Source organism: Erwinia sp. PPS120 (assembly GCF_047918655.1).
Classification (GTDB): Bacteria; Pseudomonadota; Gammaproteobacteria; order Enterobacterales; family Enterobacteriaceae; genus Erwinia; species Erwinia tasmaniensis_A.
In genome coordinates, this window is record NZ_JBLREF010000028.1 from 37048 (window position 1) to 58266 (window position 21219).

The window sequence follows — 21219 nt, forward strand, 5'->3', positions numbered from 1 at the left end:
CTCCTCGCCATCATTGTAGTCATGAAAAATCATGATTCTATATTTGAAATTCACCGCCTGCTGCGCAACCTGATCCGCATCGGCACCGTCTCCGCCGTCAACCTTGACGAGGGGCTGTGCCGCGTGGAGTCCGGCAACAACACAACCAGCTGGCTGCACTGGCTGACCACCCGTGCCGGTCGCACCCGTTCATGGAATGCGCCCTCGGTCGGTGAGCAGGTGCTTGTTTTATGCCTGGGCGGCGAGCTGGATACCGGTTTTGTGCTGCCGGGCGTGTTCTCAGATGACAACCCCGCCCCGTCAGCGTCTGCTGATGCGCTGCACTGGTCGTTTCCCGACGGTGCGGTAATTGAGTACGAACCTGCCAGCGGTGCGCTGAAGGCAACCGGGATCCAGACCGCAACCATTCAGGCGGCGGTAAAAATCCTGCTGGACTCGCCCGAGGTCGAATGCTCTGCCCTGCTGAAAACCGCCACGCTGGAAGTGACTCAGGGCGGCACGATGCAGGGCGATGTTCAGCACAGCGGCGGCAGCTTTACCTCTAACGGCGTGATCGTGCATGCGCATAAGCACGGCGGCGTGAAGTCCGGCGGCGACACGTCAGGCGGGCCGCAGTCATGACCGTAAAATATATCGGAATGAACCGTGACACCGGCGGGGCGGTGAATGATACAGACCATATCCACCAGTCGGTGCGCGACATTCTGTTAACGCCGGTCGGCACCCGGGTAATGCGCCGCCGCTATGGCTCATTGTTATCGCCACTTATCGACCAGCCGCAGAACGAGGCGCTGCGCCTGCAAATTATGTCGGCCTGCTATATGGCTATCCTGCAATGGGAACCCCGTGTGAAGCTGACCGGCATCCGTTATGAATCTGCGCTTGACGGCGGCATGGTGGTAGAACTCACCGGCACCCGCGCCGACACCGCGCAGGACTTTTCCCTGACTATTCCCGTGAGCTGATATGGCAACTATCGACCTGAGCCAGCTCCCCGCGCCCGACGTGGTGGAAATACTGGACTATGAAACCCTGCTGGCTGAGCGTAAGGCCACGCTGATATCGCTTTATCCGGCTGAGCAGCACGACGCCATTGCCCGTACGCTGGCGCTGGAGTCCGAGCCGGTAGTAAAGCTCTTACAGGAGAACGCCTACCGCGAGGTTATTCTGCGCCAGCGCATCAATGAAGCGGCCAGCGCCGTCATGGTCGCGTATGCCACCGGTGACGATCTGGACCAGCTCGGCGCAAACAACGGCGTCACCCGCCTGACCCTGACCGCTGCTGATGAAACCACGCTCCCGCCGACCGCCGCCGTAATGGAAAGCGACGATGATTTCCGTGTCCGCATCGCCGCCGCCTTTGAGGGGCTGAGCGTAGCCGGGCCGTCGGGCGCTTACGAATATCACGCGAAAAGCGCCGACGGTCGCGTGGCCGATGCGTCAGCGATCAGCCCCTCGCCCGCCTGCGTCACCATTACCGTACTGTCGCGTGAGGGCAACGGTGTGGCCGCAGCCGACCTGCTGGCCGTGGTGGATGCGGCCCTCAACGATGAGGACGTGCGTCCGGTGGCCGACCGGGTGACGGTGCAGTCAGCTGCTATCGTGGATTACGCCGTGGATGCCGTGCTCTATCTCTATCCGGGGCCGGAAGCCGAACCCATTCGCGCCGCCGCAGAGGCAAAGCTTGCCGCGTTCGTCAGCGCACAGGCCAGGCTCGGCAGGGACATCCGCAGGTCGGCTTTATATGCAGCGCTGCATGTGGAAGGCGTGCAGCGGGTGGAGCTGTCCCGGCCCGCCGCCGACGTGGTGCTGGATAAAACCCAGGCGGCGTACTGCACCGGCTGGACGATCACGGTCGGGGGTGCGGATGAGTGATCGCCTGCTGCCGGTCGGCTCGTCGGCGCTGGAAGTCGCCGCCGCTGAAGCCTGCGCGAAGATTGAAGCCATCCCGGCCCCGCTACGCCGGTTATGGGATCCGCAATCCTGCCCGGTGGCGCTGCTGCCATATCTTGCCTGGGCGTGGTCGGTTGACCGCTGGGACGCGGGCTGGAGTGAGTCAACAAAACGCGCCGTCGTGACCGCCTCGCAGTACGTGCATAAACATAAGGGAACGCTGGGATCAATCCGGCGCGTGGTGGAGCCGCTCGGCTATCTGATCCGCATCGTTGAGTGGTGGAAAACCGGCGGCGCGCCCGGCACGTTTCGCCTGGAAGTGGGCGTACTGGATACCGGCATCACAGAGGAAATGTATCACGAGCTGGAGCGCCTGATAGCCGATGCGAAGCCGTGCAGTCGTCACCTGGTCGGGCTGTCCATCAACCTTGATGCCAGCGGCACGCTGCCGGTTGCCGCCGCCTGCTACAGCGGCGACGAGCTGACCGTTTACCCCTGGACCTCTGAAATCATCACCGTGGGCGGGCCGGGTTACACCGGCGCGGCGGTGCATCTTATTGACCTGACGGAAGTGAGTATATGACAACGAAATATTTTGCCCTGCTGACCAGCCAGGGTGCGGCCCGGCTTGCCAATGCCGCCGCGCTGGGAACGAAAGTCCAGATTACCGGGATGGCCGTGGGCGACGGGGGCGGCACGCTGCCAGTGCCTGACGCGGCACAGACAAAGCTTGTGGGCGAAAAGCGCCGGGCTTCGCTCAACTCACTGACGGTGGACGCCGCCAACAGCAGCCAGATTATTGCCGAGCAGATCATCCCCGAAAGCGAGGGCGGTTTCTGGATCCGTGAAATCGGCCTGCTTGATGCTGACGGGGTACTGATTGCCGTTGCCAACTGCCCGGAAACCTACAAACCGCAATTACAGGAGGGCAGCGGCCGCACCCAGACGGTACGCATGATAATCATCGTCAACAGTGCCGCAGCCGTGACGCTGAAGATTGACCCGTCTGTGGTGCTGGCAACGCGTCAGTATGTCGATAACTTGGTGATTGAGGTCAGGGCATATGCCGATAAAGCGCTGGCCGGGCATGTTGCCGCCACCCATCCTCATAAGCAGTATTTGCAGACAGAGAATGCGCTGGCAGAAATCCGGGACGCCGGGCTGACCGGTAAGGCGCTTGCCGCGCTGGGATTGGGCGACGGTTCGGCGGTGCCGGTTGGTGTACCGCAGCCTTATCCGGGCGCAACCCCACCGGATGGCTGGCTTAAATGCAACGGGGCAACGTTCAGCGCCGCGAGTTACCCGCTGCTGGCAAAAGTCTATCCGTCGCTGAGTCTGCCTGATTTGCGTGGTGAGTTTATTCGCGGCTGGGACGACGGGCGCCGTGTTGATACCGGTCGGGGAATTGGCACCAGTCAGGGGGCCACCAGTATCCGCACGGCGGCACTGGACTATTTTGGCGCTGACAGCACCACCACAAATGCCACCGTCGGGACGGCCTTCAGTAAGGCGGACTCAGTGACCAGCACGCAACCCGCTGATGCACAGGCACCCGCAAATGGCCCACTGGGAGCCATCTTGAGCGATAACACCATGATTGCAGAACAGAAACAGGGCGGAAGTGTTGCCAGCAGTCAGTGGATTTCTGTACGCCCGCGTAACGTGGCGTTTAACTATATTGTGAGGGCTGCATAATGGCTAAAATTACTCTGGATAAAAATGGCCAGGCAAAGGTGGCCGGTACACTGATGGTTTATAACTTTGACGGTCTGACCGGTGAATTTACCGGCGCAGGCGATGAGTATTTACCGCAGGGCGTGGGCCTGCCTGCGAATGCCTGCATTACCGCACCCCCGCAGGTTGACGCTGGCAGCGTAGCGGTCTTTTGCGATGGGGGATGGCAGGCGGTCGCCGACCATCGGGGGGAAACGGTATATTCCATTGCCGAAGGAACGGCGCAACTGATTACTTCGCCAGGCGATTATCCTGCCGGTACGACTACGACTGCACCGGAAACCGCCTTTGATAAATGGGACGGCAAAAAGTGGGTGACGGACAGGGACGCACAGCAGGCCGCAGCTATTAAGGCGGCAGAAAGCGAAAAGGCTGCGCGTATCGCAGAGGCCAACAGTATTACGCAGGCATGGCAGACGCAGCTCAGCCTCGACATTATCACCGATGCGGACAAGGCTTCACTTACCGCGTGGATGAAGTACGTGCAGACCGTGCAGGCTGTCGATACTGACAGCGCACCGGATATTGCATGGCCGGAAAAACCAGTTTAAATGCACATTACGCGAGTGCTACACTCAAAAATCGTTAAACAATCAGTGAAAGAATCTGTCGCTATGGATACAACAGAACAACTGAATGGAACCTATTATTTTAATGGGTTATCGAACCTGACTCCGCAGGAGCTGCTATTTTGGGTTCTGATTGAAGAGACCGAAAAACAGTTAGGCGTACAGGACATTGCGGCCGTTTCGGCGCTGATCCTGGGTAACAACAGCATTAGCGTGCCGGGTAAGCCCAAGACCGCAACCCCCGGTACGTCTGTAGCTTCACTGTTTTTTCGTAAACACCTCTCTTATAAATTTCAACGGCGCATCCTGCCAACCCTGACGCAAAAATCCTTTACCCTGCGCGGGCTGAAGATTTTCTGGGTTAACAATCTGGGGGCGTTTGCAGGCAGGGCCGTGCCGGTTGTGGGATGGGTCATTCTGAGCAATGATATTGCGCAAATCAGCTTCCGTACCGTTCATCGTTATAACCTTCTGGTTCGCCCTGAGGATAAAATCTGGTGAGTGATATAACTGTTACGGCTGATGCCGTACGTGAGTTTATCCGGCGGGAACTGCCGCTTGTCACAACGTTCCTGTTAAAGAAAATCGTAATTAATGATGATGATATCTTACAGGAACTGTATGAAGCTGATGACATCGCTGAAATGTCTGAGAAGTTTTTTCGGGAATTCAACGTGAAAACTGCGGGCTTTTCCCTTGTCTCATATTTCCCCTGGAAAAGCCCTTCACTGTTTTCACCTCATCCCGTCAACCAGGGCAAAAAACCACTGACCATTTGTATGTATATTGAGTCGGCTAAGGCCGGATACTGGCTGTTTGGGTAACTGACTTCAGGTGATATTTCCTGTCCGTTAGTCCCTCAGCAAACCCCAATCGCATGCATGCCCCTTCCTGACCTGACAATCTGAGCACACCCATTACACGGAGTGCATCAGATGTCTGATTATCATCACGGTGTTCGCGTCGTCGAAATCAACGACGGCACGCGCACCATTTCCACCGTCTCCACGGCGATTGTCGGGCTGGTCTGTACCGCCGACGATGCCGACGCCGCGACGTTTCCCCTTAACACGCCGGTGCTGCTGACTAACGTTTTATCGGCTATCGGTAAGGCTGGTAAAAAAGGCACGCTGGCTGCATCCCTTCAGGCAATTGCCGACCAGGCCAGACCGGTCACGGTCGTGGTGCGCGTGGCCGAGGGCGCGACCGAAGCGGAAACCGTCTCCAATATCATCGGCACCACCGACGAAAACGGCCAGTACACCGGCATGAAAGCCCTGTTAAGCGCGCAGAGCCAGCTCGACGTCAAGCCGCGCATTCTCGGCGTGCCGGGCCTCGACTCGCTCGAAGTGGCGACCGCGCTTGCCAGCATCGCGCAGCAGCTGCGCGCCTTCTGCTACGTCTCGGCGTGGAACTGCAAAACCGTTTCTGACGCGCGCAAATACCGCGAGAACTTCAGCCAGCGCGAAATCATGGTTATCTGGCCGGACTTTATCGCCTGGAACACCACGGCTAACGCAGCCGAAACCGCCTTCGCCACCGCCCGCGCGCTGGGCCTGCGCGCAAAAATCGACAACGACACCGGCTGGCACAAAACGCTCTCCAACGTCGGCGTAAACGGCGTGACCGGGATTTCTGCCGGTGTCTTCTGGGACCTGCAACAGACCGGCACCGACGCCGACCTGCTCAATGAGGCCTGCGTGACCACGCTTATCCGTAAGGACGGCTTCCGCTTCTGGGGAAACCGCACCTGTAGCGACGATCCGCTGTTCGCGTTTGAGAACTACACCCGCACCGCGCAGGTGCTGGCCGACACCATGGCCGATGCGCATCTGTGGGCCATCGACAAGCCCCTGACGCCGGTACTGGTGCGCGAGATTATCTCGGGGATCAATGCCAGATTCCGGGAGCTGGTCAGCGCCGGTTACCTGCTGGGCGCTAACTGCTGGTACGACGAAACGGCCAACGACAAAGACACCCTGAAGGCGGGCAGGCTGGCGATTGATTACGACTATACCCCCGTACCGCCGCTGGAAGATTTAACCCTGCGCCAGCGCATCACCGACACGTATCTGGCGACCTTCGCCGCGTCCGTTAACAGCTGAGGGCTGAACAATGGCACTGCCAAGAAAACTCAAGGGGATGAACCTCTTTAACGACGCCAACAGCTATCAGGGCGTCGTCACCAGCGTCACGCTGCCGAAGCTGTCCCGCAAGCTTGACCCGTTCCGGGGCGGCGGCATGAGCGGCGCGGCGCATATTGATATGGGCCTGGACGACGATGCGCTGGATATGGAATGGAGCATTGGCGGGATTGATGAGCTGGTGCTGTCGCAGTGGGGCGCCACGTCCGTACCCCTGCGCTTTACCGGTTCGTACCAGCGCGATGATACCGGCGAGGAAATCGCGGTGGAGATTGAGGTACGCGGTAAGCATCAGGCGTTTGATTTCGGCGAAGCCAAACAGGGCGAGGACACCGAAACCAAAATCACCACCAAATGCAGCTATTACAAACTGACCTTTAACGGCAAAGAGCTGATTGAAATCGACACCATCAACATGGTTGAAAAGGTGAGCGGTACGGATCGACTGGAGCAGCGCCGTAAAAATATCGGCCTTGTCTGACTGACCGCCAGCGCCCGGCGCTGGCCTTAACAATTCCTTTTTTACAGAGAAAAATCATGGAACAGAAAGAAAACGTGGTCACCCTGGAAACCCCGGTTATGCGCGGTGAACAGGCAATCAACACCATTGAGGTGATCAAGCCTAACTCCGGTGCGCTGCGTGGCACCCGGCTGGCCGACCTTGCAGGTTCGGACGTTGACGCGCTGATCACCGTGCTGCCGCGTATCACCCTGCCCGCGCTGACCAGAGCGGAGTGCCTGAACCTTGACCCTGCCGATCTGATTTCGCTGGCCGGTAAGGTGATCGGTTTTTTGTCGCCGAAGTCGGGCGAATAAGCTGGCCGGGCGGTATGACCGTGAATGACCTGATGGCTGATATCGCCACCGTCTTTCACTGGCCCCCTTCTGAAATGTCCGTTATGCCGCTGGCCGAGCTGCTCGACTGGCGGCACAAGGCGATGATCCGCAGCGGAGCGAAAACCGATGAGTAACAGCCTTAAATTACAGGTGCTGCTTAAGGCGGTGGACCAGGCCACGCGCCCGTTTAAAGCTGTCCAGAACCAGACGAAAAAGCTGTCCGGGGATATCCGCGACACGCGGAGCAACATTAAGGCGCTGGACGCACAGGCGGCGAAGATTGACGGCTTTCGTAAGGTCAGCGGCCAGCTGGCGGTCACGCAGCAGAAGCTTAAGGATGCCAAAGCCGAAGCGGCCGCGCTGGCTGTTCAGTTTAAAAATACCGAAAAGCCCACCACGGCGCAGGCCCGCGCCCTGGAGAAAGCCCGACAGGCGGCAGGCGAGCTGCAAACGAAATCCAACAGCCTGCGCCTCTCGGTGCAGCAGCAGCGCGAGGCGCTCAAAGCGGCCGGTATCTCTACCAAAACCCTGAGCAGCGAACAGCAGCGGCTGAAAACCGCCTCGGCGCAGGCCACCGTCAGCCTGAGCCGTCAGAAGATGGAGTTACAGCGCCTCGGCCAGCAGCAGGAGCGGCTTAACCATATCAGCGAGCGCTACCGTAAAGGCCAGGCGTTATCCGGGCGCGTGCGTAATGCCGGTGCGGCAGGATTTGCTGGCGGGAGCGCTGCGCTGTATGCCGGGGGGCGGCTGATCGCGCCGGGCATGGCGTTTGATACGCAGATGTCTGAAACACAGGCGCTGCTCGGTATTAACAGGAGCGACCCCAGGCTGGCAGCAATTCGTCAGCAGGGGCGGGACATTGGTGCCACCACCGCATTTTCACCTACTGACGTTGCACGAACACAAAGCACGCTGGCCCGCTCCGGCTTTGATGCTGACGCCGTTCTGGCGTCAACGGAATCCACGGTAAATCTCTCGCTGGCGTCTAAAGTCGATATTGCCGAAGCGGCTGATATCGTCACCAACATGCAGACGGCTTTCAAAATCCCCGTATCGGAGATCCAGCGCGTTTCTGATGTGATGACAAAAGGCTTTACCTCATCCAATACGGATCTCCTTGAGCTGGGGGAGGCAATGAAATATGTCGCCCCAATGGCTCAGGCGGCAGGTGCCAGTATCGAAGACACCACCGCAATGCTCGGCATTATGGCGGATAACGGCATCAAGGGATCGATGGCAGGTACTGGAGGAAGCGCCATATTCAGCCGGTTACAGGCACCCACCGGGCAGGCACCCGCCGCGCTCAAGGAGTTAGGTATTCAGACGCGGGATAAAAAAGGCAACATGCTGCCCGTAATTGGCATCCTGAAAAGTATTGATCGCTCTTTTAAAAAGAACCGGCTGGGAACTGCGCAGCAGGCTGAATACATTAAAACCATTTTTGGTGAGGAGGCAGCAAAAGGCGTTATCAAACTGATTGATGCGGCTGGCAGCGGTAAGCTTCAGGATAAGCGCACACTGCTGATGAACTCCAGAGGTTCAGCGGCGCGTGTTGCCACAACGCAGACGGATAACCTGGACGGGGATCTGAAAAACCTCTCTTCCGCCTGGGAAGATGTGCGGATTGAGGTATTCGACCAGCAGAACACATCCCTCAGAAAACTGACCGACACCGCAAACGGCTGGATGCTCACTGCCGGAAAATGGGTTAAACAAAACCCGGAGCTTACCCGAAAGATTGTCATGGTAACGGGCGTACTGTCCACGCTGGTTGCCGGGCTGGGACTGCTGGGGCTGGTTGCATGGCCGGTTATGGCTGGCCTGAATATCATCATCGCCGGAGCCGGTATGCTCGGCACCGCATTCAGCGTGGCAGGCGGTGCAATTGTGGCGGCGCTCGGTGCCATTACCTGGCCGATAGTGGCCGTGGTTGCTGCCGTGGTGGCCGGTGCGCTGCTTATCCGCAAATACTGGCAACCCATCAGCGCGTTTATTTCCGGCGTGGCCGACGGCTTTACCGCCGCAGCGGGACCCATCAGCGAGTCCTTCGGCTCGCTGAAGCCGGTGTTTGCATGGTTCAGCGATCGTGTGAAGGCGTTGTGGGGCTGGTTCACAAAGCTGCTGGAGCCGGTCAAATCCACCCAGACTGAACTTAAGAATGCCGGTGACATGGGTAAGAAGTTCGGCAACATGCTGGCTGAGGGGCTGAAGATCCCCGGCGAGGCGCTGGACCAGCTGAAAGGCGGCATTGACTGGGTGCTGGAAAAGCTCGGCGTGATTGATTCAAAGTCCGACAGGCTGAAGGGCAAAGTGCCTGAACACGATCCGGTTGCGCCTAACGGCCTGCCGTGGAGTCTTGCGGATACCGGCCCCGGCTATCATCCGGTGTCCTCACCGGCGGCAGGCGGGGGTTATCAGGACCAGAGCCAGAACAGCTATCAGTACGATATTCATATGCATCCGGGCATGACCAAAGACGACGCGCTGGCGCTGATTGCTCAACAGCAGGCGCGCAATGACCGTAACCGCCTGGCAAACCAGCGCAGCAAAATGGGATGGGAATAACATGATGATGATTTACGGCCTGTTGCCGTTTATGCGCCAGACGCTGCCTTACTCGGAGTTACAGCAGAGCGTTGATTACCGCTGGCCCACTAACAGCCGCGTGGGCCAGCGGGCATCGGCGCAGTTTATCGGCGTGGGTGACGAGAAAATCACCCTGACCGGCGAGCTGCGCCCGGAGATAACGGGCGGTTCCATTTCACTGCTGACGTTTAAAGTCATGGCCGACGAGGGCCGGGCGTGGCCACTGATTGGCGGCAATGGCGCGATTTACGGCATGTACGTTGTCGAAAGCTTTGCAGCCACGTACAGCGAGTTTATGAGCAACGGCAGCGCGCAGAAAATCATGTTCACGCTGAGCCTCAAGCGCGTGGATGAGTCGTTAACGTCGATGTTCGGCGACCTGAAAAAGCAGGCAGACGGCCTTATCAGCGGCGGCAGTAACCTGCCGGGCCAGGTCACGTCGGCCATCAGCAGTGCGAAGACTGCCGCCAACGGCATTATCTCAACCGTGGGCGGGCTGCTGTCATGAACATTACCGGCCTGCCCGTGCAGGCGGGCGCGCAGATAACGCCCGACTTTATGCTGACGGTGAATGCGCGTGACGTGACCGCGAATATCCGTGACCGGCTGCTCTCGCTGTCGCTGACCGACAACCGGGGCTTTGAGGCTGACCAGCTGAACCTTGAGCTGGACGATGCCGACGGCCAGCTGGCGATGCCGGTACGCGGCGCGGTGATTACGCTGTTTCTGGGCTGGAAGGGCCAGGCGCTTATCGGTAAGGGTGAGTTTACCGTGGATGAGGTGGAACATCACGGCGCACCGGACACCCTGACTGTCCGGGCGCGGAGTGCGGATTTTCGCGGCTCGCTTAACGCCCGGCGCGAAGTCTCTTATCACGATACCACCCTGGGCGACGTGGTGAGGCAGATAGCGGAGCGCAACAGGCTGAAACCGGCACTGGCCGAAGGCTTTGCCAAAGTGGCGGTGAGTCATATCGACCAGACGCAGGAAACCGATGCCAAGTTCCTGACGCGCCTGGCCTCGCTGTACGGTGCGGTGGCGGCGGTTAAAGCCGGGCGGCTGCTGTTCCTGCGTCCGGGCAGCGGCGTTACGGCCAGCGGTAAGCCCATTCCGCAGATGACCCTTACCCGTCAGGACGGCGACCGGCACACCTTCAGCATTGCCGACCGGGGCGCTTATACCGGCGTGACGGCCAGCTGGCTACACACCAAAGACCCGAAGCCCAAAAAGGTGAAGGTCAAACGTAAGCCGAAAGAGAAACACCTTCGCGCCCTGGAGCATCCGGCAGCGAAAAAGAAGAAGGCCACGACCACAAAAACGCCCGAGGCCCGCGAGGGGGATTATCTGGCAGGCACCGAAGATAACGTGTTTGCGCTGACAACCGTCTATGCCACCAAAGCCGCCGCGATGCATGCGGCTAAGGCAAAGTGGGACAAGCTCCAGCGCGGCGTTGCCGAGTTTTCGCTGACGCTGGCAATGGGCCGGGCGGATCTGTTCCCTGAGACGCCGGTGAAAGTCAGCGGATTTAAGGCGGTGATCGACGCGCAGCCCTGGCTTATCAGCAAAGTGACGCACAACCTGAACGGCAGCGGCTATACCACAACGCTGGATTTTGAGGTGCTGCTGTCGGACGTTGAATACACAGCAGAGGCCGATCCCGTAGATGAAAATGAAGAACAATAAATAAGATGAAACTTAAATTTGCAAAATCAAGTTTGATTATTCAAAATACATACATCCCGCCCAGCCCTGCTCGCTCAAGGAAAGTTTAAGATGATGCATTGCCCTAAGTGCCAGACTGCTGCTCACGCCAAAAGCAGCCGTTATATTTCGCGTGAAACCAAAGAGCGCTATCACCAGTGTCAAAATATCAATTGCAGCTGCACATTCAAAACACATGAATGCGTGGCGAGTATCATTGTTGAACCTGGTCAGATAAACAGAGTTCCCCTTCACACTCAGCATGAAAGCCAGCCTTCATTGCTTCACTGATGAAGCCCGCGAAAGCGGGTTTTTTTATGCCTGCTGCCAATTGCTTTCATCGCTGCTGCCACTTTGCTGCCACCTCAAAAAAAAAGGGGGTTAGCTTATCGCTAACCCCCTGATATATATTAACTTTCAGATGTCGCGTTAGCGAGTCCTTAGTTAAGACGCTCTTTGATACGAGCTGACTTACCAGTACGCTCACGCAGGTAGTACAGTTTGGCCTTACGCACGGCGCCACGACGTTTAACAGCAATGCTGTCAATTACCGGTGAGTGAGTCTGGAATACACGCTCAACACCTTCGCCGTTAGAAATTTTACGAACAGTGAATGCAGAGTGCAGACCGCGGTTACGAATAGCGATAACCACGCCCTCGAATGCCTGCAGACGTTTTTTGGAGCCTTCAACGACCCATACTTTCACTTCCACGGAATCACCCGGACGGAATGAAGGTACGTCCTGCTTCATCTGCTCTTGTTCAATTTGCTTGATAATGTTGCTCATAGTTAAATCTCTTATCCTGGGTAAACTGATATTCAGGCATCGCGGCTACTGCCGGGACTGCCCATCATCGTTATGTTGCTGGTTGAACTCCCGCTGGAATTCGGTTAGCAACGTTGCTTGCTCTTCAGTCAGAGCCAGGTTTTCCAGAAGTTCAGGTCTTCTTAGCCAGGTACGGCCCAGCGACTGCTTCAGGCGCCAACGGCGGATTTCAGCATGGTTGCCCGACAGCAGAACTGGCGGTACCTCCATGCCTTCTAACACCTCAGGTCGGGTATAGTGGGGGCAATCCAGCAGGCCATCAGAAAACGAATCTTCTTCGGCCGACGCCTGCTTGCCCAGTACGCCAGGTATAAACCGGGCGACAGAGTCAATCAGCGTCATCGCGGGTAGCTCACCACCGCTGAGAACGTAATCGCCAATCGACCATTCTTCGTCGATCTCGGTTTTGATTACGCGCTCATCAATCCCTTCATAGCGACCGCAAACCAGAATTAACTTCTCGCTTGTCGCCAGTTCGCAAACGCCGTTTTGGTCGAGTTTGCGCCCCTGAGGTGAAAGATAAATTACCTTTGCACCCTCTCCTGCCGCTGCTTTTGCTGCGTGGATGGCATCCCGTAGGGGCTGAACCATCATTAGCATTCCCGGGCCGCCACCGTAGGGACGTTCGTCCACGGTACGGTGCCGGTCATAAGCGAAGTCACGAGGACTCCAGCTCTGAATGCTGAGCAGGCCATTTTTTACTGCCCGGCCGGTTACTCCGTAGTCGGTAACCGCGCTAAACATCTCCGGGAACAGGCTGATTATGCCTATCCACAGCGACGGCGCTGGCGTGTTACCACGTTGTCCGGAGCTCAAAAACCAGGATCCCAATCTACTTCGATACTGCCGGTAGAGAGATCGACATTCTTGATAACCTGTCCATCAAGGAACGGAATCAGCCGCTCCTTCGCACCAAATGCATCCTTCAGGTTTGCTTTCACGACGAGAACGTCGTTCGAACCGGTTTCCATTAACTCCGTGACTTTACCCAGTTCATAGCCTTCAGTTGTGACCACCTGGCAACCGATAAGGTCTTTCCAGTAATAGTCACCGCTGTCCAGCACAGGCAGCTGTTCAGAATTAACGACAATTTCGCAATTCGTCAGCAGACCTGCTGCATCACGATCTTCAATGCCTTTGACCTTGATGATCATGTCCTGATTGTGGCGCTTCCAGCCTTCCAGCTCGATTAGCTGCCATTGACCCGCCCGCTGGATAAACCACGGCTGATAGTCAAAAATGCTTTCGGCATCTTCGGTGGAGGAAAACACTTTGAGCCAACCACGGATGCCATAGGCCGATCCCATTTTCCCTAATACTAACGGGTTAGCGGGAGGCTGCGCGGCGAGTTGCTTGCTCATGTTGACCACCGTGACAGATTAAGCTGCTTTCTTAGCTTGTTTGATCAGCGCACCAACGCGATCGGACAGCGTAGCGCCCTGGCCAACCCAGTGCTCAATGCGGTCCAGGTCCAGGCGCAGTGCTTCAGCCTGACCAGATGCGATTGGGTTGAAGAAACCAACGCGCTCAATGAAGCGACCGTTGCGGGCATTGCGGCTGTCAGTGACGACGACCTGATAGAACGGACGCTTTTTAGCGCCGTGACGTGCCAAACGAATTGTTACCATAACATCCTCTTGAGTTAATAAAACAACCGGGCCCCATTGAGGGAACGGGGCCCGGATGCAATATAAAAAGCCCGAAAATTTTACTCATTTTGGCGCAAAAAGCAATCTAATTCGCCTGAGCGCTTTTCCGGCTGACTTACCGGCCTGGGAAACCCGGCGGCATCATACCCTTCATGCCGCGCATCATCTTCGCCATACCGCCCTTCTTCATCTTCTTCATCATGCGCTGCATGTCGTCAAACTGCTTAAGCAAGCGGTTAACGTCCTGCACCTGCATGCCAGAACCTGTTGCAATACGGCGCTTACGTGAGCCTTTGATGATTTCCGGCTTCTCACGCTCTTTACGCGTCATGGAGTTAATCATCGCCTCCATACGCACCAGCACTTTATCGTCCATCTGCGACTTCACGTTGTCCGGCAGCTGGCCCATACCCGGCAGCTTACCCATCAGGCTGGCCATGCCGCCCATGTTACGCATCTGCTTGAGCTGATCCAGAAAGTCATTCAGATCGAAGCCGTCGCCTTTTTTGAGCTTGCTGGCGAGTTTCTCCGCCTGGGCACGGTCAACTTTGCTTTCGATATCTTCGATCAGCGACAACACGTCGCCCATGCCTAAGATACGCGAGGCAATACGATCCGGGTAGAAAGGTTCCAGCGCGTCGGTTTTCTCACCCACGCCCATAAATTTGATCGGTTTACCGGTGATATGACGGATGGACAGAGCTGCACCGCCACGCGCGTCACCGTCAACCTTGGTCAGCACCACACCGGTCAGCGGTAGCGCTTCATTAAACGCTTTCGCCGTGTTGGCGGCATCCTGGCCGGTCATCGCATCAACCACAAACAGCGTTTCAACCGGATTGATCGCGGCGTGAACCTGTTTGATCTCGTCCATCATTGCTTCGTCGACGTGCAGACGACCGGCGGTATCCACCAGCAGCACGTCGTAGAATTTCAGCTTTGCCTGCTGAAGCGCGTTTTTAACAATGTCGACCGGTTTCTGGCTGAGATCGGAAGGGCAGAAATCGACGCCGACCTGTTCAGCCAGCGTCTCCAGCTGTTTGATCGCCGCAGGGCGATAAACGTCGGCGGAAACCACCAGCACTTTTTTCTTGTGCTTTTCGCGCAGGTATTTACCCAGCTTACCGACGCTGGTGGTTTTACCCGCACCCTGCAGGCCTGCCATCAGCACAACCGCCGGGGGCTGAGCCGCCAGGTTGAGCGTGTTGTTTTCCGCGCCCATTGCGACGACCAGCTCGTTCTGGACTATCTTGACGAACTCCTGACCGGGCGTCAGGCTTTTATTGACATCCTGACCCACCGCACGCTCTTTTACGCGGCCAATAAAGTCCCGCACTACCGGCAGCGCAACGTCCGCCTCAAGCAGCGCCATGCGCACTTCGCGCAGGGTATCTTTGATGTTGTCTTCTGTCAGCCTTCCGCGGCCACTAATATTGCGCAGGGTCTGCGACAATCTGTCGGTTAAATTATCAAACATCGTCTCTCGCTCAACGTAATGAGAGGTCGCCAGGCGACACAATGGGACGGATTATAACATGAAGCGCCCAGGCTGTGTCCCGCAATTGTACGCATTACCAGCGTGGACGATGGCCGCGAATCTCCGCCTTCATGGTGGAGATCGTTTGGAGCCAGCAGCGGCTGGCGCTATACTGCTTTTTTCTTTGTCTTACCGGTAGCTAAACATTATTTATGGCCGTTTTTTCGATTGTCGCCCTGTGTGCCTACTCCTCCAGCCTTGCCCTGATTGTCCCCAGCCTGCTGCGCAAACAGAGCGGCTGGCGTCGACTGGCCGTCATCTCAGCGTTTATTGCGCTGATTTGCCACGCCGTAGCGCTGGAGCAGCGGATTTTTGCCATGGGCAGCGGCCAGAATCTGAGCCTGCTGAATATTGCTTCGCTGGTTAGCCTGATTATCTGCGCGATTATGACCATCGTTGCCTCGCGCAATCGCGGCTGGATACTGCTGCCCATCGTTTACAGCTTCGCGCTGATTAACCTGGCGTTTGCAACCTTTGTGCCCAATGCTTTTATCACCCATCTGGAAACCACACCGGTCATGCTGGTGCACATCGGTTTTGCGCTATTCGCCTATTCCACGCTAATTATTGCTGCACTTTATGCCCTCCAGCTGGCCTGGATAGACTACCTTCTTAAGCACAAGAAGCTGGCATTCAGTAGCGATATTCCCCCGCTGATGACTATCGAACGCAAGATGTTCCATATCACACAGGTGGGCGTGGTTCTGCTGACGCTGGTGCTGTGCACCGGCCTGTTCTATATGCATGATTTATTCAGCCGCGAGAATATCGACAAGGCCGTTCTGTCCATTCTCGCCTGGTTTGTTTATATCGTTTTACTCTGGGGTCACTACCATGAGGGCTGGCGCGGACGCCGCGTAGCCTGGTTCAACTGTGGCGGCGCATTTCTGCTGACGATGGCCTACTTCGGTAGCCGGATGCTGCAACACTTCCTGACCTCCTGATCGCTTAATACAAGGAATCCCCTCGTTGGAACACGTTTCAACCACCACACTGATCGTAACGCTGGTTATCATGATTCTGGTCTCGGCCTGGTTTGCCGGCTCCGAAACCGGCATGATGACGCTTAATCGCTATAAGCTGCGCCATCAGGCCAAAAACGGCAATCGCGCTGCACGTCGCGTAGAAAAACTGCTGCGCCGTCCTGACCGCTTGCTCAGTCTGGTGCTGATCGGCAACAACCTCGTCAATATCCTGGCGTCGGCGCTGGCTACCATCGTCGGCATGCGTCTTCATGGCGATGAGGGCGTGGCTATCGCCACCGGTATTCTGACCTTCTGCGTGCTGGTGTTTGCCGAGGTTCTGCCAAAAACGATTGCCGCGCTTTATCCTGAAAAAGTCGCCCTTCCCAGCAGCCTTCTGTTGGGCCCGCTACAGGTGATAATGATGCCGGTAGTCTGGTTGCTCAATACCATCACCCGCATCCTGATGCGCCTGGTCGGCATGAAGACCGACGGTGCCGTTAATTCAGCGCTAAGCAAGGAAGAGCTGCGAACCATCGTCTACGAGTCCCGCTCGCTGATGTCACGCCGTAATCAGGATATGCTGCTGTCGGTGCTGGATCTGGAGAAAGTTAACGTTGATGACATCATGGTGCCGCGCAACGAGATTGTTGGCATTAATATCAACGATGACTGGAAATCCATTGTCCGCCAGCTCACCCACTCGCCGCACGGTCGCATCGTGCTCTACCGCGATTCGCTGGATGACACCATCAGCATGCTGCGGGTGCGCGAAGCCTATCGCCTGATGACCGAAAAGAAAGAGTTCACCAAAGAGGTGATGCTGCGCGCCGCCGATGAAATCTATTACATTCCTGAGGGCACCCCGCTGAACGTTCAGCTGGTGAAATTTCAGCGTAATAAGGAAAAAGTCGGCATGGTGGTGGACGAGTATGGCGACATCAAGGGCCTGATCACCATTGAGGACATTCTGGAAGAGATTGTGGGCGATTTTACCACCTCAATGTCTCCTACGCTGGCCGAAGAGGTAATGCCGCAAAATGACGGTTCGGTGCTGATTGAAGGCAGCGCCAACGTGCGTGAACTGAACAAGGCTTTCAACTGGACGCTGCCGGAAGATGAGGCCCGCACCATTAACGGTATGGTGCTGGAAGCGCTGGAGGATATCCCCCTGCCCAATACCACCATACGTATCGGTCACTACGCGATAGATATTCTCGACGTGCAGGAAAATATGATTAAGCAGGTGAAAATCACACCCAAAAAATCACTGAAGGAATCGGTGGGGTCGTAGATAACCTACAGAAGATATCGGTGAGGTTGCAGACCATAAGCGAGGGGAATTATCAGGGTCACAGATAACATTCAGGGGAGCATCGCTCCCCTGATTAACATAGCTCTCAGGGCCGGTACTGACGGCCCTGCCAAACTAGATATGTAATTCCTGCAGCTTCTCTTTCGGCAGCGCCAGCTCGTCGTTGTGGTTCACGCGAATATCGTTGTCGATAATATGACGTGCGATATCCTGCGCTTCATCCAGCGAGTGCATCTGGTAGGTGCCGCATTGATACTCATTCAGCTCAGGGATAGTGCGCTGGTCAGTAACCTTCAGCACATCCTGCATCGCCGCTTTCCAGGCTTTCGCCACGCGCTGCTCATCCGGCGTACCAATCAGGCTCATATAAAAACCTGTGCGGCATCCCATAGGTGAAATGTCGATAATCTCAACACCATCACCGTTCAGATGGTTACGCATAAAGCCGGCAAACAAATGCTCCAGCGTATGGATACCGCGCTCAGGCATCACTTCTTTGTTCGGCTTGCAGAAACGCAGATCGAAGACGGTCAGGGTATCGCCATGAGGAGTGTTCATGGTCTTAGCAACGCGAACCGCAGGAGCTGCCATGATAGTGTGATCAACGGTAAAGCTATCCAGCAATGGCATATTGTTACCTCAACAAATGAATTTATTTATACAACGATGAAACTTTCTCTGTCGCACCCGGTCTGAATATATGAAAGACGCGCAATTTTGTTATCATCATCCCTGACATCAGTGATGTTACTTTGGCCACAATGATGTGGCCATTTTCTTTTTCAGCTGCGGCTCTTCAAAAAATCTTCAAAGCTAAGCGTATCACTTTCTTCAATTTCCTGCTGCTTACGCCTGGAACGTTCCGCTTCCTGCGCAAACTGTGACGCATTCAGCACCTCCAGCGGCTCTTCAGCCAGCTGCTGCCGATACTCTTCTGCCAGCGCCAGTCCTGTGCCGCTAATGCCGTTCTCTTTCATCATGGCCAGTAAACGCGCCGAGAAGGTCAGTTCCGGATCGTCAAATGCGGCAACCAGACGGTCACAGACCTCCTGGTACTGACGATCGCCCTGCTGGCTGTCCAGCGCTTCCGCCACCCTTCTCAGATCCCGGAACAGCGTCTTACCGGCCTCGGCCAGCGAGATCTGTGCTTCTCCACAGCCTACGCCCAGCATCAGTCCTGGCTTACGACCCTCCAGAATGACGCGATTCCAGTTCTCACGCGTACAGAGTAACTCATCGCTGCTCATTTCCGGTGCTTCAGCCAGCGTACACCAGATCAGGAACAGATCGAGGAAGCGAACCTGATTCTCATCCACACCGGTTGGTGAGAACGGATTGATATCCAGTGAGCGCACTTCAATATATTCAATCCCGCCGCGCAGCAGCGCATCCGACGGGTTCTCACCCGAACGCGTAACGCGCTTGGGACGAATCGGCGCATAAAGTTCGTTCTCTATCTGCAACACATTTGTGTTGAGCTGTAGCCAGCTGCCCGCGGCATCTTTGGTTCCCATACGGGCGTATTCTGCCGAAGGCGTTTTAATCGCGGCTTTTAACGCTTTCACATAGCCGGGCAGCTCATTAAAGGTAATGCCCAGCCCGCTTTGCGACTTATTGGTATAGCCCAAATCGCTCAGGCGCAGCGAGGTGGCATACGGCAGATAAAGTAAGCCACTTTCAGTACGCTCAAACGGGAGCTTAGTCTCTTTGCCCTGGAGGAAAGAGTCGCAGATCGCCGGCGAAGCACCAAACAGATAGGGGATCAGCCAGCCAAAGCGGTAGTAGTTACGGATCAGGCGCAGATAGCCGTCAGAAATAACCTCATGGCCGCTTTTCTCGTCTTTGATATCTGCCCAGGCCTGCCAGAAAGAGAGCGGCAGAGAGAAGTTATAATGCACACCGGAGATAACCTGCATCAGCGCGCCGTAGCGGTTTTTCAGCCCCTGACGGTAGAGGGTTTTCATCTGCCCGATATTTGACTTGCCGTACTGCGCCAGTTCGATCCGATCGCTGTCCTCAATCATGCAGGGCATGCTCATTGGCCACATACGCTCTTCACCCAAATCACGGGCGGCGTGGCGATGTATATCACGCAGAAACGCCAGCAGATGATCAATATTGTCATCAACCGGCGTAATGAATTCCAGCAGTGTTTCAGCAAAGTCGGTGGTGATCCACTTGTGCGTTAAAGCTGAACCCAGAGATTGAGGGTGCCCGGTAGTGGCCAGATGGCCATCGGGCCTGACACGCAGTGTTTCACGCTCAATACCGCGACCAATACCGTTCAGTGCGTCAGGGTGCGCTTCCAGCCAGGATAGCGCCTGTGATACGTCCGGGATCAAATTGACCTCCCGCTCGGAGAAAATTTATTATTGTTTAGCATAATGTTAACCGCAGCGCTGATGATTCGCGAACCACTGCCACTATTTGCCCTGTATGTTGCGAACATCAACGACGTCCATGCCTGCCGCTTTTGCAGCCTGAATGCCGAAATCAGCATCTTCAAATACCACGCAGCGCGTGGGAACCACGTTCATCAGCTCGGCACAGCGAATAAAGGTATCTGGCTCAGGCTTGTGTCGGGTGACGTCGTCAGCACCCACGACAATATCGAAGTAGTGCCGCAGTCCAACGTGCTGAAGCAGAGCCTCCGCCATCGCATGTTCGCTTCCCGTTCCCACCGCCATCGGGCGACGTCCTTTATAGGCTTTCACCACATCAATCAGTGGCAGTGGACGCACGGTATCAAACAGCATCTCTTTCAATGCCGCTGTTTTTTCACCTGCCAGCACATGCGGATCGACATCGCTATGATGGCTGGCGATAATCGCTCTGGCAATACGCCAGGAAGGCGCGCCATTCAGCCCTACCAGAGCCTGTTCGTCGAACGGTAAGCCGTGTCGTGCAAGAACCGACTGCCAGGCTTTACGGTGCGTCGCCTCAGTATCCAGAATGGTGCCATCCATATCGAATATCAGACCTTCATAACGATCATACATTGTCTGTAACACCCTTAACCAGCGAACGATTACTTTAGCGCAAAGCAGGGACTTTGTCGCTGATGGCATGGATCAGCAAATGCCTTGAAATGCTTAGGGATTATCATTATCAGATAATGGCGTCAGAATAAGCTCAGACGCTAACAACTGAGAAAACAGGAGCATAGCTTAAGCTAAAGGATAATTGAGTAGGGTTTAAGAGGCTAATGACGATCAATATAACAGGGGAAGATGCCGGTTTCGCTTCAACCGCAGGGAGAGCCCTGACTGCAGTTATTTTTAATAGTGGGGAAGAAATGCGACGCTCGCGATGGCGGGCTATTTTGAACCGCTGTTGAACAGGGTTGATGACGTACCGAGAAAAATAAAATGGTGCATCCGGGAGGATTCGAACCTCCGACCGCTCGGTTCGTAGCCGAGTACTCTATCCAGCTGAGCTACGGATGCATCGGAAAAACAAGGGGGA

At 56.1% G+C, this 21219-nt stretch carries 26 protein-coding genes and 1 tRNA gene; 18 read left to right on the forward strand and 9 right to left on the reverse strand.

What is annotated here, in order from left to right:
- The first annotated feature begins 21 nt into the window (after positions 1–21).
- From ACLRGG_RS14610 to ACLRGG_RS14685, 16 genes are all read left to right on the forward strand, one after another.
- Positions 22–621, forward strand: coding sequence for a phage baseplate assembly protein V (locus ACLRGG_RS14610; RefSeq protein WP_416250459.1), 600 nt, complete (start codon positions 22–24; stop codon positions 619–621).
- Positions 618–965, forward strand: coding sequence for a GPW/gp25 family protein (locus tag ACLRGG_RS14615; protein ID WP_416250460.1), 348 nt, complete (start codon positions 618–620; stop codon positions 963–965). Before ACLRGG_RS14610 ends, ACLRGG_RS14615 begins: the two co-directional genes overlap by 4 nt.
- Before the next feature lies 1 nt (position 966).
- Positions 967–1875 carry a baseplate assembly protein gene (locus ACLRGG_RS14620; RefSeq protein WP_416250461.1) on the forward strand — a complete coding sequence of 303 codons (909 nt, stop codon included), beginning with the start codon at positions 967–969 and terminating at the stop codon, positions 1873–1875.
- Positions 1868–2476, forward strand: coding sequence for a phage tail protein I (locus ACLRGG_RS14625; protein ID WP_416250462.1), 609 nt, complete (start codon positions 1868–1870; stop codon positions 2474–2476). The genes ACLRGG_RS14620 and ACLRGG_RS14625 overlap by 8 nt, the downstream gene beginning before the upstream one ends.
- Positions 2473–3588: a phage tail protein gene (locus tag ACLRGG_RS14630; RefSeq protein ID WP_416250463.1), complete on the forward strand. Its 1116-nt coding sequence runs from the start codon at positions 2473–2475 to the stop codon at positions 3586–3588. Before ACLRGG_RS14625 ends, ACLRGG_RS14630 begins: the two co-directional genes overlap by 4 nt.
- Positions 3588–4178 carry a tail fiber assembly protein gene (locus ACLRGG_RS14635; protein WP_416250464.1) on the forward strand — a complete coding sequence of 197 codons (591 nt, stop codon included), beginning with the start codon at positions 3588–3590 and terminating at the stop codon, positions 4176–4178. Before ACLRGG_RS14630 ends, ACLRGG_RS14635 begins: the two co-directional genes overlap by 1 nt.
- 63 nt (positions 4179–4241) lie before the next feature.
- Entirely contained in the window at positions 4242–4697 is a 456-nt protein-coding gene (locus ACLRGG_RS14640; protein WP_416250465.1) for an STM2901 family protein, read from the forward strand.
- Positions 4694–5020, forward strand: a complete 327-nt coding sequence (locus ACLRGG_RS14645; RefSeq protein WP_416250466.1) for a DUF1493 family protein — start codon at positions 4694–4696, stop codon at positions 5018–5020. Before ACLRGG_RS14640 ends, ACLRGG_RS14645 begins: the two co-directional genes overlap by 4 nt.
- Before the next feature lie 111 nt (positions 5021–5131).
- Positions 5132–6301, forward strand: a complete 1170-nt coding sequence (locus ACLRGG_RS14650; protein WP_416250467.1) for a phage tail sheath protein — start codon at positions 5132–5134, stop codon at positions 6299–6301.
- Between the two features lie 10 nt (positions 6302–6311).
- Positions 6312–6821, forward strand: a complete 510-nt coding sequence (locus ACLRGG_RS14655) for a phage major tail tube protein (protein ID WP_416250468.1) — start codon at positions 6312–6314, stop codon at positions 6819–6821.
- A 56-nt stretch (positions 6822–6877) separates the two neighbouring features.
- Positions 6878–7156: a phage tail assembly protein gene (locus ACLRGG_RS14660; RefSeq protein WP_416250469.1), complete on the forward strand. Its 279-nt coding sequence runs from the start codon at positions 6878–6880 to the stop codon at positions 7154–7156.
- Positions 7157–7188: 32 nt separating this feature from the next.
- Entirely contained in the window at positions 7189–7311 is a 123-nt protein-coding gene (locus tag ACLRGG_RS14665; RefSeq protein WP_416250480.1) for a GpE family phage tail protein, read from the forward strand.
- Positions 7304–9742, forward strand: a complete 2439-nt coding sequence (locus ACLRGG_RS14670) for a phage tail tape measure protein (protein WP_416250470.1) — start codon at positions 7304–7306, stop codon at positions 9740–9742. Before ACLRGG_RS14665 ends, ACLRGG_RS14670 begins: the two co-directional genes overlap by 8 nt.
- Before the next feature lies 1 nt (position 9743).
- Positions 9744–10271: a phage tail protein gene (locus tag ACLRGG_RS14675; RefSeq protein ID WP_416250481.1), complete on the forward strand. Its 528-nt coding sequence runs from the start codon at positions 9744–9746 to the stop codon at positions 10269–10271.
- Positions 10268–11446 (forward strand): phage late control D family protein, encoded by a 1179-nt coding sequence (locus ACLRGG_RS14680; protein ID WP_416250471.1) that lies wholly within the window; start codon positions 10268–10270, stop codon positions 11444–11446. Before ACLRGG_RS14675 ends, ACLRGG_RS14680 begins: the two co-directional genes overlap by 4 nt.
- A 90-nt stretch (positions 11447–11536) precedes the next feature.
- Positions 11537–11755 (forward strand): ogr/Delta-like zinc finger family protein, encoded by a 219-nt coding sequence (locus tag ACLRGG_RS14685; protein WP_416250472.1) that lies wholly within the window; start codon positions 11537–11539, stop codon positions 11753–11755.
- Positions 11756–11904: 149 nt separating this feature from the next.
- Here ACLRGG_RS14685 and rplS read toward each other — a convergent pair whose 3' ends face one another.
- The 5 genes from rplS to ffh all read right to left on the reverse strand — a co-directional run bounded on the left by rplS (position 11905) and on the right by ffh (position 15417).
- Positions 11905–12252 carry a 50S ribosomal protein L19 gene (rplS, locus tag ACLRGG_RS14690; RefSeq protein WP_003849035.1) on the reverse strand — a complete coding sequence of 116 codons (348 nt, stop codon included), beginning with the start codon at positions 12250–12252 and terminating at the stop codon, positions 11905–11907.
- Between the two features lie 45 nt (positions 12253–12297).
- Entirely contained in the window at positions 12298–13107 is an 810-nt protein-coding gene (gene trmD, locus ACLRGG_RS14695; protein WP_416250473.1) for a tRNA (guanosine(37)-N1)-methyltransferase TrmD, read from the reverse strand.
- Positions 13104–13652, reverse strand: coding sequence for a ribosome maturation factor RimM (gene rimM, locus ACLRGG_RS14700; RefSeq protein ID WP_416250474.1), 549 nt, complete (start codon positions 13650–13652; stop codon positions 13104–13106). The genes trmD and rimM overlap by 4 nt, the downstream gene beginning before the upstream one ends.
- Before the next feature lie 18 nt (positions 13653–13670).
- Positions 13671–13919, reverse strand: coding sequence for a 30S ribosomal protein S16 (gene rpsP, locus ACLRGG_RS14705; RefSeq protein WP_067707853.1), 249 nt, complete (start codon positions 13917–13919; stop codon positions 13671–13673).
- 136 nt (positions 13920–14055) lie between these two features.
- Entirely contained in the window at positions 14056–15417 is a 1362-nt protein-coding gene (gene ffh / locus ACLRGG_RS14710; protein ID WP_416250475.1) for a signal recognition particle protein, read from the reverse strand.
- Between the two features lie 212 nt (positions 15418–15629).
- Between ffh and ACLRGG_RS14715 the strand changes: the two genes are divergently transcribed.
- Positions 15630–16421 carry a cytochrome C assembly family protein gene (locus tag ACLRGG_RS14715; RefSeq protein ID WP_416250476.1) on the forward strand — a complete coding sequence of 264 codons (792 nt, stop codon included), beginning with the start codon at positions 15630–15632 and terminating at the stop codon, positions 16419–16421.
- 25 nt (positions 16422–16446) lie between these two features.
- Positions 16447–17733, forward strand: a complete 1287-nt coding sequence (locus ACLRGG_RS14720; protein ID WP_067707843.1) for an HlyC/CorC family transporter — start codon at positions 16447–16449, stop codon at positions 17731–17733.
- 135 nt (positions 17734–17868) lie between these two features.
- Here the strand turns inward: ACLRGG_RS14720 and luxS are convergent, their stop codons facing one another.
- The 4 genes from luxS to ACLRGG_RS14740 all read right to left on the reverse strand — a co-directional run bounded on the left by luxS (position 17869) and on the right by ACLRGG_RS14740 (position 21200).
- A complete protein-coding gene (luxS, locus tag ACLRGG_RS14725; protein ID WP_416250477.1) occupies positions 17869–18384 on the reverse strand; it encodes an S-ribosylhomocysteine lyase in 516 nt (171 codons plus the stop codon).
- Between the two features lie 152 nt (positions 18385–18536).
- The gene (gene gshA / locus ACLRGG_RS14730; protein ID WP_416250478.1) at positions 18537–20096 is read right to left on the reverse strand and encodes a glutamate--cysteine ligase; all 1560 of its coding nucleotides are present in this window, start codon (positions 20094–20096) and stop codon (positions 18537–18539) included.
- Positions 20097–20177: 81 nt separating this feature from the next.
- Entirely contained in the window at positions 20178–20753 is a 576-nt protein-coding gene (gene yqaB / locus ACLRGG_RS14735; RefSeq protein ID WP_416250479.1) for a fructose-1-phosphate/6-phosphogluconate phosphatase, read from the reverse strand.
- A 370-nt stretch (positions 20754–21123) separates the two neighbouring features.
- Positions 21124–21200 (reverse strand) — tRNA-Arg (locus ACLRGG_RS14740).
- Between the last annotated feature and the right edge of the window lie 19 nt (positions 21201–21219).

Bases quoted from the DNA above. Each gene is read 5' to 3' on its own strand.
- ACLRGG_RS14610 (WP_416250459.1), top strand. From the start codon at position 22: ATGAAAAATCATGATTCTATATTTGAAATTCACCGCCTGCTGCGCAAC.
- ACLRGG_RS14615 (WP_416250460.1), top strand. From the start codon at position 618: ATGACCGTAAAATATATCGGAATGAACCGTGACACCGGCGGGGCGGTG.
- ACLRGG_RS14620 (WP_416250461.1), top strand. From the start codon at position 967: ATGGCAACTATCGACCTGAGCCAGCTCCCCGCGCCCGACGTGGTGGAA.
- ACLRGG_RS14625 (WP_416250462.1), top strand. From the start codon at position 1,868: ATGAGTGATCGCCTGCTGCCGGTCGGCTCGTCGGCGCTGGAAGTCGCC.
- ACLRGG_RS14630 (WP_416250463.1), top strand. From the start codon at position 2,473: ATGACAACGAAATATTTTGCCCTGCTGACCAGCCAGGGTGCGGCCCGG.
- ACLRGG_RS14635 (WP_416250464.1), top strand. From the start codon at position 3,588: ATGGCTAAAATTACTCTGGATAAAAATGGCCAGGCAAAGGTGGCCGGT.
- ACLRGG_RS14640 (WP_416250465.1), top strand. From the start codon at position 4,242: ATGGATACAACAGAACAACTGAATGGAACCTATTATTTTAATGGGTTA.
- ACLRGG_RS14650 (WP_416250467.1), top strand. From the start codon at position 5,132: ATGTCTGATTATCATCACGGTGTTCGCGTCGTCGAAATCAACGACGGC.
- ACLRGG_RS14655 (WP_416250468.1), top strand. From the start codon at position 6,312: ATGGCACTGCCAAGAAAACTCAAGGGGATGAACCTCTTTAACGACGCC.
- ACLRGG_RS14660 (WP_416250469.1), top strand. From the start codon at position 6,878: ATGGAACAGAAAGAAAACGTGGTCACCCTGGAAACCCCGGTTATGCGC.
- ACLRGG_RS14665 (WP_416250480.1), top strand. From the start codon at position 7,189: ATGGCTGATATCGCCACCGTCTTTCACTGGCCCCCTTCTGAAATGTCC.
- ACLRGG_RS14670 (WP_416250470.1), top strand. From the start codon at position 7,304: ATGAGTAACAGCCTTAAATTACAGGTGCTGCTTAAGGCGGTGGACCAG.
- ACLRGG_RS14675 (WP_416250481.1), top strand. From the start codon at position 9,744: ATGATGATGATTTACGGCCTGTTGCCGTTTATGCGCCAGACGCTGCCT.
- ACLRGG_RS14680 (WP_416250471.1), top strand. From the start codon at position 10,268: ATGAACATTACCGGCCTGCCCGTGCAGGCGGGCGCGCAGATAACGCCC.
- ACLRGG_RS14685 (WP_416250472.1), top strand. From the start codon at position 11,537: ATGATGCATTGCCCTAAGTGCCAGACTGCTGCTCACGCCAAAAGCAGC.
- rplS (WP_003849035.1), bottom strand. From the start codon at position 12,252: ATGAGCAACATTATCAAGCAAATTGAACAAGAGCAGATGAAGCAGGAC.
- rimM (WP_416250474.1), bottom strand. From the start codon at position 13,652: ATGAGCAAGCAACTCGCCGCGCAGCCTCCCGCTAACCCGTTAGTATTA.
- rpsP (WP_067707853.1), bottom strand. From the start codon at position 13,919: ATGGTAACAATTCGTTTGGCACGTCACGGCGCTAAAAAGCGTCCGTTC.
- ffh (WP_416250475.1), bottom strand. From the start codon at position 15,417: ATGTTTGATAATTTAACCGACAGATTGTCGCAGACCCTGCGCAATATT.
- ACLRGG_RS14715 (WP_416250476.1), top strand. From the start codon at position 15,630: ATGGCCGTTTTTTCGATTGTCGCCCTGTGTGCCTACTCCTCCAGCCTT.
- luxS (WP_416250477.1), bottom strand. From the start codon at position 18,384: ATGCCATTGCTGGATAGCTTTACCGTTGATCACACTATCATGGCAGCT.
- yqaB (WP_416250479.1), bottom strand. From the start codon at position 20,753: ATGTATGATCGTTATGAAGGTCTGATATTCGATATGGATGGCACCATT.